This window comes from Caloramator australicus RC3, assembly GCF_000297115.1.
GTDB classification, from domain to species: domain Bacteria; phylum Bacillota; class Clostridia; order Clostridiales; family Caloramatoraceae; genus Caloramator; species Caloramator australicus.
Genome location: NZ_CAKP01000010.1, coordinates 18,422 through 28,666, shown reverse-complemented (window position 1 = coordinate 28,666; position 10,245 = coordinate 18,422). Strand labels below are relative to the sequence as shown.

12 protein-coding genes are annotated in these 10,245 nt (G+C 35.3%); 7 read left to right on the top strand and 5 right to left on the bottom strand.

The window, feature by feature from the left end:
- The 4 genes from CAAU_RS15540 to CAAU_RS01600 form a co-directional block, all read right to left on the bottom strand.
- Positions 1-90: UPF0236 family transposase-like protein (locus CAAU_RS15540; RefSeq protein ID WP_423219144.1), on the bottom strand; the 90-nt coding region annotated here is incomplete at its 3' end.
- Between the two features lie 390 nt (positions 91-480).
- Positions 481-1,044: a Uma2 family endonuclease gene (locus tag CAAU_RS01610; RefSeq protein WP_008907694.1), complete on the bottom strand. Its 564-nt coding sequence runs from the start codon at positions 1,042-1,044 to the stop codon at positions 481-483.
- Positions 1,045-1,110: 66 nt separating this feature from the next.
- Positions 1,111-2,565: an alanine/glycine:cation symporter family protein gene (locus CAAU_RS01605; RefSeq protein ID WP_008907693.1), complete on the bottom strand. Its 1,455-nt coding sequence runs from the start codon at positions 2,563-2,565 to the stop codon at positions 1,111-1,113.
- 241 nt (positions 2,566-2,806) lie between these two features.
- Positions 2,807-3,790 (bottom strand): asparaginase, encoded by a 984-nt coding sequence (locus CAAU_RS01600; protein ID WP_008907692.1) that lies wholly within the window; start codon positions 3,788-3,790, stop codon positions 2,807-2,809.
- Between the two features lie 204 nt (positions 3,791-3,994).
- Between CAAU_RS01600 and CAAU_RS01595 the strand changes: the two genes are divergently transcribed.
- The 4 genes from CAAU_RS01595 to rsmI all read left to right on the top strand — a co-directional run bounded on the left by CAAU_RS01595 (position 3,995) and on the right by rsmI (position 6,964).
- On the top strand, positions 3,995-4,669 hold the full coding sequence (locus CAAU_RS01595; RefSeq protein ID WP_008907691.1) for a cytochrome c biogenesis CcdA family protein: 675 nt from the start codon (positions 3,995-3,997) through the stop codon (positions 4,667-4,669).
- Positions 4,670-4,671: 2 nt separating this feature from the next.
- Complete coding sequence (locus CAAU_RS01590; RefSeq protein WP_008907690.1) at positions 4,672-5,220, top strand: TlpA family protein disulfide reductase; 549 nt, start codon at positions 4,672-4,674, stop codon at positions 5,218-5,220.
- Between the two features lie 129 nt (positions 5,221-5,349).
- A complete protein-coding gene (locus tag CAAU_RS01585) occupies positions 5,350-6,084 on the top strand; it encodes a tRNA1(Val) (adenine(37)-N6)-methyltransferase (protein ID WP_008907689.1) in 735 nt (244 codons plus the stop codon).
- Positions 6,085-6,121: 37 nt separating this feature from the next.
- Positions 6,122-6,964 carry a 16S rRNA (cytidine(1402)-2'-O)-methyltransferase gene (rsmI, locus tag CAAU_RS01580; RefSeq protein ID WP_008907688.1) on the top strand — a complete coding sequence of 281 codons (843 nt, stop codon included), beginning with the start codon at positions 6,122-6,124 and terminating at the stop codon, positions 6,962-6,964.
- A gap of 55 nt (positions 6,965-7,019) precedes the next feature.
- Here rsmI and CAAU_RS01575 read toward each other — a convergent pair whose 3' ends face one another.
- Positions 7,020-7,265: an AbrB/MazE/SpoVT family DNA-binding domain-containing protein gene (locus tag CAAU_RS01575; RefSeq protein ID WP_008907687.1), complete on the bottom strand. Its 246-nt coding sequence runs from the start codon at positions 7,263-7,265 to the stop codon at positions 7,020-7,022.
- A 183-nt stretch (positions 7,266-7,448) separates the two neighbouring features.
- On the opposite strand from CAAU_RS01575, the gene CAAU_RS01570 reads away from it, so the two are divergent.
- The 3 genes from CAAU_RS01570 to CAAU_RS01560 are packed head-to-tail and all read left to right on the top strand — an operon-like array spanning position 7,449 to position 10,240.
- Positions 7,449-7,991 (top strand): DNA double-strand break repair nuclease NurA, encoded by a 543-nt coding sequence (locus CAAU_RS01570; RefSeq protein ID WP_008907686.1) that lies wholly within the window; start codon positions 7,449-7,451, stop codon positions 7,989-7,991.
- Complete coding sequence (locus tag CAAU_RS01565; RefSeq protein WP_040305639.1) at positions 7,910-8,383, top strand: DNA double-strand break repair nuclease NurA; 474 nt, start codon at positions 7,910-7,912, stop codon at positions 8,381-8,383. Before CAAU_RS01570 ends, CAAU_RS01565 begins: the two co-directional genes overlap by 82 nt.
- 12 nt (positions 8,384-8,395) lie before the next feature.
- Positions 8,396-10,240 carry an ATP-binding protein gene (locus tag CAAU_RS01560; RefSeq protein ID WP_008907684.1) on the top strand — a complete coding sequence of 615 codons (1,845 nt, stop codon included), beginning with the start codon at positions 8,396-8,398 and terminating at the stop codon, positions 10,238-10,240.
- Positions 10,241-10,245 lie beyond the last annotated feature (5 nt).

Below are 10,245 nucleotides of genomic sequence, written 5' to 3'. Positions count from 1 at the left end.
AATTTCATCAAGTAAATATCTATATTCCCCATTCTTCTTAGATTTGTAATACGTTCTTGCATATTCTATTTCGCCTAGCATTGTTACAATCTTTTTCTTGTCTTTCCTTTCTACTACCCATCCCTTTTTCCTTTTTTCTATCTTCTTTAATCGTTTTATCTAATTCTTCTAAAAAGTCCTTTATTATGTTTGCTCCTAATTCATCAGTCATTTTTTTAACTACATCAACAAGTTTTGTTAAATCCCATTCTTTTGATATAGTTTCTTCAACATTTTTTATTAATTTAGTAGTGAAATTTATTAAATGTTGTTGTATAATATTATTCAAAAGAGACACCCCCCTTATTGGTTTGTGTGTTTTTTTTCACTTTTATTTTATCACAGGGGTTGTCTCTTTTAAATTTTTTGTCTTTTTTCGTCCTACAATAATTTTACACTATGATATATTGATGATATCAATATATAGTGCCAGAAAACAGTTTATTTTATAACGCTGAATATATCGTTAACATTTATATTAATTCCTAATGATGATTTAACAATCATATTTTTTGTATAAATATTTGAAGATAAATATTTTCCGTTTGTATTTGTGCTATAAACTATAATTTGCTCTTCCCTTATGTCGACTATCCAATATTCAGGAACGTTGAATTTTTCATATATCTTCAACTTTAGGCCTTTGTCTCTGTATTCAGTGGCATAGGATAGAATCTCTATTATTAATTTTGGTATTCCCTTGTATTTTGAACCTTGAAATTTGTCGTCACAACAAACCATGACATCGGGTTGAAATTCATATTTTTCTTCGTTACTTTCGAATACAACTGCAACGTCGCTTGTAAAAACATCGCAGGATTCAAATCCTAAAAATTTTATTAGTTCACTTGCAATTTTATTTTTTACTCTATCATGATTAGGGTGAACAGGAGTCATAAGATATATATAACCATTATCATATTCCAATTTATTTGGATTCTCATTTTGTATTTTTTCAAATTCTTCATAGGATACGTATTCGTATATTCTGGCTTTATCGCCCATGCAACTCACCCCTTAAGTTAATTATACCAAAAAAAGAATAAAAATAAAGGGTGATGGACTCACCCTTTATTTTACATATTTTTTCTTTATATCCTTCCAAATATCAGCACCTTCAATGCCCCATTTTTCAGGTTCAAATACTGGATCAAGCCCCTTTGCCTTTTGTTCTTCATAATCCTTTAATGTTGCAAGGGCTGGCTTTTGGAGTATTATTATTGCAATGATGTTGAGCCAAGCCATTATACCAACACCAAGGTCACCAAGGGCCCAAGCAAAGGATGCTGTTCTTATAGTTCCATAGAAGGCTGATGCTAAAAGAACTACTCTTAATACATTGATCAAAGTTTTTCTAAGCTTTTCATCGTTTATAAGGTATGCAAGGCTTGTTTCTGAATAGTAGTAGTATGCCATAAGTGTTGTGAAGGCAAAGAAGAATAGAGCAATTGCAACAAATGCTGCACCAAAGGATGGGAAGAGAGTCTCAACGGCCTTTTGAGTAAAGGCAGGTCCGTATTGAACACCTGGTAAGTTTTCAACGAAGAAACCGCCACCTGGCTTATGAACGTTGTATTTTCCAGTTATAAGGATCATAAATGCAGTTGCTGAACATACGAATAAGGTATCAACATAAACTGAAAATGCTTGAACTAAACCTTGTTTTGCAGGGTGTGAAACTTCTGCAGCTGCAGCTGCCATAGGGCCTGTTCCTTGACCTGCTTCGTTGGAGTATACACCTCTTTTTACTCCCCAAGATATAGCTGAACCCAAAAGACCACCAAAGGCAGCATCAAGACCAAAGGCATTTTTGAATATTAAAGCTAAAACGCTTGGAAGCTGATTGATGTTTACGATTACAATAATTAATGAAACTATTATATAACCAATAGCCATAAATGGAACTATAACTTCTGCAGCTTTACCGATTCTCTTTACACCACCGAATATAATAAGTCCAAGAAGAGTAATTACAACAATACCAGTTATATATGGCTTAATACCAAAGGCGTTATTTATACTTTCACCGATGTTATAAGCTTGGACACCTGGCAGTAATAGACCACAGGCTATAACCGTTGATGCAGCAAATAAAACTGCATACCATTTCATCTTAAGTCCCTTTTCAATATAATATGCAGGGCCTCCTCTGTATTGTCCGTCTCTTTCTTCCTTATAAATCTGTGCAAGAACCGATTCAACGTAAGCTGAACCTGCACCGAGGAAGGCGATAGCCCACATCCAGAAAACTGCACCAGGACCACCCATTGCAATTGCCGTTGCAACACCGGCTATATTACCTGTCCCAACACGTCCTGCAACTGCCATTGCAAAGGCTTGGAAGGAAGTTACACCTCTTTCGGAGTCTTGACCGCCAAGAAGATACTTAACCATGTCTTTGATATGTCTTACCTGGAAGAATCTCATTCTGAGTGAGAAGTAAAGTCCAACTAGAAGACAAAGATAGATAAGTGCCTTACTCCATACAAGACCGTTTAGGAAGTCGACAAATTGTGCTAGATTCATTCAAAAACCCCCTCTTTACTTTAGTTTGATATTAAAATTTTAACATATGGAATGAATAATATCAATAAAAATAATTCAAAATTTATAAAATTCTAAAAATTGTTATAACTTTAACAATACGGACAAGCTCTGAATTTACAAGAATTTCTTGATTTGTTATTCGTTTTTTCTATGCAAGATATAGAATATTTCTATTCATGAAGAAAATGGAAATAAAAAAGGCTGTTTAATTGTAAACAGCCTAATAAAGTTCCATTTCAAATATTTTTTTAATTTCCTCTAAATTTCTAGTTTTAGAAAGTGCAACTATTAGCTTAATTCGTGCCTTTTGCCCGGGAAGGTTATCACCGAATATTACTCCGATGTTTCTTAAATTTTTTCCACCACCTACATATCCATAAGAATCTAAAACCCTTCCCTGGAAGCACCTTGATACTACGACTACGGGGATGTTTCTATCTATTGCTCTTTTTATTCCATCAACCATTAGTGGGGGGACGTTACCCCTTCCCATGCCTTCTATTACAAGCCCATCAATTCCCCTTTCAATACAATAATCGATGTAGGAGGAGTCCATTCCTGTTACTGCCTTTATAAGTTCAACCTTTGCATTTACATTTTCAATATCGATATATTGGCTTTTCTTTGTATTTCTATAAAATATTACTTTATTGCTGTCTACGATTCCTATTGGTCCTAAATTTGGTGATTGGAATGCGTTTAAACTCATGGAATTTGCCTTTGTAACTTCGCTTGCTAATAGTAGCTCGCTGTTAAAGCATACTAAAACTCCTCTTCCTTTAGCTTCCTCTGATATAGCCGTGCAAATGGAGGCTGCAAGATTATGTGGCCCATCGTATCCAAGCTCAGAGCTATTTCTCATGGCACCAGTTACAATAACAGGTTTTTCAGAGTTTAAGGTAAGATCTAAAAAGTATGCTGTCTCTTCTAGTGAATCCGTCCCATGGGTTACTACAACACCTGTAATATCCTCCCTATCTAAAAGATTTTTTATAAACTTTGAAAGCTCAAGCATCTTTTCGGGAGTCATATGGGGACCTGGAAGATTTGAAAAGGTATGGGGCTCAATCTCTGCATAACCTTCAATTCCAGTTACCATAGCAAGGATTTCTTCTGCCGAAAGGGTTGGGACAGCTGCCTTTATCCTTGGGTCAACCTTCATAGATATGGTTCCACCGTTGAATACTATTGCGACCTTTTTCATAAAAATCCTCCTTTAGGTGATAGGCACTTAATTTTTATATACAATATTTTAATATAAGCTATATTATATGCCCATGTCAGTCTAATTTTATTATACAATAAATTAAACAAAATAAGAATAGATAATATTTGGAATAGGGGGTTGTAAAATTAACAAAATTATTTTACAATATTTATATACCCCACCGGGGGAAGGAGGAATACAATGCGAGATATAACATTTGGAATAGTATTTTTAGAAGGTGTTGCTTCATTTTTATCCCCATGTTTTTTGCCTTTGCTTCCTGTATATCTTGCCTATCTTTCGGGGGAGGCTAAGGAAAGAAGGATACTTAGAAATTCTTTCTCCTTTATATTAGGTTTTACTGTAATTTTTGTCCTTTTAGGCGCCACTGCAAGTGGTATAGGTAAATTTTTATTATCCCATAGGGAAGCATTTAATAAAACCTTAGGAATTTTAATAATTATAATGGGACTTTTTTACCTAGATATAATTAAGTCAAGTTTTTTGATGATGGAAAGAAAATTTGAGTTTAATTTTAAAGGAGAGGGATTTTTAAAGGGATTTTTGCTGGGCGTGGGTCTTGCCTTTGGATGGACACCCTGTATAGGACCAATTTTGGCATCAGTCCTTGCCATTGCTGCCAGCAAAAGTTCGCTTATATATGGTATGGTTTTGCTTTTAGTTTATTCTTTAGGAATTGCAGTTCCCTTTATAATTATGGCCTATTTAATTCAAAGGTTTAATATAAAAACTGGTGTATTAATGAAAAAAGTAAAATATGTTAAAATAGTTGCGGGGATAATAATGATAACAACAGGCATTATGCTCTTTACGGGATACTTTGAAAGATTATCGAGTTTTCTATGGAGGTTGTGATTATGAATAGAAAGACCATTCTCATTAGTATAATAATCATTCTTATAGTTGCTATTGGAATTAGCTTTAAGCTATATAAACCACAAAAACAGACTGAAGACAATACCATTACAAATGAAGATACAATAAAAACTGAGGGAAACTTTGCCTCAGATTTTTCCCTTGAAAACCTTAATGGCAAAACTATAAAGCTCTCTGATTATAAGGGGAAGGTAATAGTTTTAAACTTCTTTGCAACATGGTGCCCGCCATGCAAAGCAGAACTTCCCGGGTTTGTAAAGATGGTGGATGAATATAAGGGTAAGGATGTTGAGTTTGTTTTTGTGGATATTGGAGAGGATAACAAAACAGTAGAGAGCTTTTTAAAGGCTAATTCCTATAACATAGTTCCCCTTATGGACTTTGATGGGAATGTTGCTAATATCTATGGCGTTCGAGGTATTCCAACCACCTTTATAATCGACAGAAACTTTGAAATAATAAACCAGCATGTTGGATACATGGATGAGGGAACGCTAAAAGATTTAATAGATTCTACATTGAATAAGTAAAATTAGGCTCCACTTTACAGGTGGGGCTTTTTATGTTAAAAAAATATTATTAAGTTATTTAAGTTAATGGAAAAATTTGAAAATGTCAAAAAGTCAAAATGTCAAGAGGCAGGCACTTGAGGTGATAGAATGTTAAAGGATGGAGAAAGAATAGATGATTTACAGCTTGAGGGCCTAAAGATAATTCAAAACCCTAGTTGGTTCTGCTTTGGTATAGATGCGGTTCTTTTATCGGATTTTGCAAAGGCAAGGCATAAGGAGAGGGTTGTTGATCTTGGAACAGGAACAGGGATTATCCCTCTTTTAATGCATGGGAAATATAAGCCTAGCAAAATAATAGGGGTTGAAATTCAAAGGGAAGTTGCCGATATGGCAAGAAGAAGCGTTGAGTTAAATAATCTTTCAGATAAAATAGAAATATTTGAAGGGGATATTAAGGACTGCTTTAATGCACTTGGGGTTAATTCCTTTGATGTTGTTGTTACAAATCCTCCTTATAAAAAATCATCAACAGGTCTTACAAATCCGGAGGATAAAAAGGCGATATCCCGCCATGAGATACTTGTAAATCTTGATGAGGTTATTTTTTCTGCATCAAGACTTTTAAAGGGATATGGAAGACTTTATATGATTCACCGCCCTGAGAGGCTAAAGGACATAATATTAAGCCTTCATAATAATAAGTTTACTCCAAAGAGGATAAGGTTTGTTCATCCAAGTTTTAACAAACCACCAACGATGGTTTTAATTGAAGCAGTTAAAGCTGGTGGAGATTTTTTAAAGATCGAGGCACCCTTATACGTATATGATGATAAAGGAAACTACACCGAAGAAATTTTAAAGATTTACGGGATAAAATCTTAAATCTTAAGTGCCAGGCACTTAAAAAGGAGGTCGAAAGATGTCGGGGGAGATTTATCTTGTTGCAACTCCTATTGGGAATTTAGGCGATATTACACTAAGGGCTCTTGAAGTTTTAAAGGAAGTTGATTTTATAGCAGCGGAGGATACAAGGCAGACCCTGAAACTGCTTAACCATTTTGGCATAAAAAAGCCCCTTATAAGCTATCATGAACACAACAAATACGAAAGCGGAGAAAAGATTATAAAAAGAGTTCTTGAAGGCGAAAATATGGCCCTTGTTACGGATGCAGGAACGCCTGGAGTATCTGATCCAGGTGAGGCCCTTGTCAAAATGGCAATTGAAAAGGATATAAAGGTTTCCTTAATTCCTGGGCCAACTGCCTTTGTTTATGGTCTTGTGGTGTCTGGACTTAATACATCAAGGTTTGTATTTGAGGGCTTTTTGCCGGTAGATAAAAAGGGGAGAAAAGAAAGACTTAATGCCCTTTTAAACGAGGAGAGGACTATAATTTTTTATGAAGCACCCCATAAATTAATAAGGACTTTGGAGGATCTTTATAAAACCTTTGGAGACAGAAGAATTGCCATTTGTAGGGAGCTTACTAAAAAATATGAAGAAATAATAAGATGCACTTTGAGTGAAGCTATTGAAATATTTAAAGAAAAAAAGCCTCTTGGTGAATTCGTCCTTGTATTAGAAGGGCTTTCAAAGGAAGAGGCTAAAAAACGGCAAGAGGAAAGTTTAAAGGAAATATCCATAGAAGAGCAGGTTAAATTATATATGGAGGATGGGCTTCCTAAAATGGATGCAATAAAAAAGGTGGCAAAGGAGATGGGATTATCAAAGTCGGAGGTTTACAGAAGGGTCCTTGACTTATAATCAAAAAGGCATGCAGCATATTTGGGGGGCTTGCTGCATGCCAAATAAAAGGGGATTACTTGTCTGCTTTTAATTCTTCTAAACAATTTTTACAGATGTTTTTGCCTTTGTAGTTTATAACATCCCTTGCGTCTCCGCAGAAGATGCAAGCTGGTTGATATTTCTTTAGTATAATATGTTCTCCATCTACATAGATTTCAAGGGCATCCTTTTCTCCTATTTCTAATGTTCTTCTAAGTTCGATTGGAATAACTATTCTACCAAGCTCGTCTACTTTTCTTACAACACCTGTTGATTTCATTTTTTCTCCTCCTATCAACAATATTCGACACTTTCTAATTAAATAATAACAGCATTCCCATTATTAGTCAATAGAGTAAAAGAAATTTTTACTAAAAATTAAAAGTTATTTTTTGAACAAAATAGGAATAACTTAACATTTTTTAAAATTTTAGTTTTGGTATAATTATATTGAGGTGGTATTATGTTTGAAGGCTTTAAAGTAAAACTTTCAGAGATAAATGAAAGGCTAAAGGGACAAGTTGAAAGGGTAAGCAAGAGGGAAGTTGAATCCATTATAAATGATTTTAGCAATAAGTTTAAGTTAAAAAGATTGTCGGATGAAGATATAAAGAGAGTAACTAAAGGTTTTGGAATAATAGGTGTTGATGGTTCTATAAATAACTTTGGTGGACTTTATCCCCATTACATATCGATAGTCCAAGCCCTTGCAAAGTCCACATTAAATGAAAGTTATTTTCTTCAGGATGTTTATGCTCCTTTATTTGAAGAGGAGGACGGCCAACTTAAAGACGAACAAAGAAGAAGATCAAGAATGTCAAGGCTAGAGCTTGAGGCTGCTTCCTATGCAGTGGATAATTTTAAGTCGGATATAATCCTTTTGGACGGTTCCTTAATGCACTATGGAATAGATTGCCCAATAGAGTGGCAGGATCTAAAGGAAAAGGCAATAAAAAAGGGAAAATCCTTATTGGAGTTGCGGAGGAGGTTAAGACAAAGGATATAGCAGAAAAGATAAGGGAAAGATTAAGTTTTTCTTCTGTTGTTTATGATAGAGAGGTTTTGTTTGGACTTTTAAATGAAGGGGAAGTCCTAGAGATTACAGAGATTAAAACGGAAAAAACTCAAAAGGGAATTAAAACTCTTTATGGAAGGTTTTCAAAGGATCCACAGGTTATAGGGCTTGACTTTTTGGAGGAGCAGTTTGAAGAGGCAGTTAAGTATTTGGACCTTTTATATACACTGACCCCAAGGGATGGGAGGGGAATCCCCCTTTGGCTTGATATAGTTGATAAGGATGTTAAGGTTACCGATGACATGGTAAAGGCTTTGGTTGAGACGTATATAGACAGAGATATAAGGGAGAGGTTTTTTAATCCAAAGAGAAATAAAAGATAAGGAGGAATTACTATGCAGGTTGCAGGAATTACAAATCAGCAGGAGGTTTTTGTTGTATCTAAGGACAAACCCTTTAAGATAAATCAAATTTTGATAATAGAGGATAAGCTTCAGGGAACCTTAAGGGGAGAGGTTGTTGAAACAACATCCTATAATAAGTTCGTTCCCCTTAATATAAACGGAGAAATGGCGGATGGTAATATTTTAGCTTCCCTAAAGAACTTAGGCTACGAGATAGATGAAAATACTATCTACATAGCAAAGGTTAGACTAATTCAAGAGGCCATGTATCCTGTGACAACGGGAAGTGAGGCAAGATTTCCAAAATTCAATGAGGTAAAGGACCTTCTTGTAAAGTGCAAGGATAGGGGGCTTGTGTTAGGGGTTATAAAAAGTACGGAGGAGCTTTTAGATACAATAGATGAAGACCTTGAGGACCTTTTTTGCACTTTGGAGAATGGAAAAATTACAAATCAAAATGGCGTCCCCTTTATATTCGATATAAAATCCATGAATCAGTATCCTCATATAGGGATATTTGGAGGTTCAGGCTCAGGAAAGAGCTTTGGTATGAGGGTTATTTTAGAGGAAATTATGAAGCTTAATATCCCAACGGTTGTTTTAGACCCCCATTATGAGATGGACTTTTCTAAAAAAAGCGATCTTGACTCTAAGTATTCCTTCGATTTTAATGATAAGTTTTTATGCTTGCAGATAGGAAGCGATATTGGGGTAAAATTTCAAGACCTTACAACAAGGGACCTTATAAATTTAATTTCAGCTGCTGCGGCAGGAACTTTAACGGAGGCTATGTCCAGCGTAATAGAAAGGATGCACAAGTTTAAGGATACCTATTTTTCCTTCGAAAGAAGATTGTCCCTTTTAAAGGAGGCCTTTGAAATAGGCAATGAAGCAAAGATAAACAGGCTTCTTGAGGATGCTAAGTCAAGGGGTGATGATGAGGACGTTAGAAGGTATGAGGAAATGATAGAGGTTTTTAGCGAATATAAAACAGTTCCAGCTCAATCTTTAAACGGAGTTTTGTGGAGGCTTCAAAGGCTCTACAGGGATGGTCTATTTACAAGGGATATTAAGGATGTGGAAAATGGACTTTTAAATGGAAAGACAATAGTAGTTCAAGGTCCTATAAAGCTTTTAAATGTATTTTCCACATACCTTATAAGCACCCTTTATTATAAAAGAAGAGAATACAGGGATGCAAAGCAAAAAGGAGAGGCTGCGGACTTTTTCCCCCCCTTTATTCTTGCCTTCGACGAGAGCCACAATTTTGCACCTAAAGGTTATGAAACGCCTTCAAAGTCAATAATAAAAGAAATTGCCCAAGAGGGGAGAAAATACGGTGTATTTTTAATCCTTGCCACCCAAAGGCCCGCCCTTTTGGATGAGACTATAACGGCACAGCTTAATACAAAGATAGTATTTAGAACGGTAAGGGCTTCGGATATAGATATAATTAAAGAGGAAACTGATATAACAAGCGAAGAGGCAAAGCGTTTGCCATATTTAACTTCGGGGGATGCCTTTGTATCCTCTGCAATAATGGGAAGAACTATTCCAATAAGGTTTAGAATGGCTATAACAACAACCTGCCATGGTGAAAACCCCTTTGATGAGCTGGATGAGGCTTTGAATAAGAAATATGAAGATGCTTATAATAAGATAAAAAGACATTTTCCTATATCACCGGCTGACCTTACTAGAGTTTTAAGTGAAGTTGGAAGTGATTTAGCACCCAATGTTGAAGCCTTTAAAATCGTCCTTGATAAATTAGTTGAAAAGGGATACGTTGAAGTTAAAAATTCACCCTTTGGGGCATTTTATATGGATAAAAAATAGGAGGG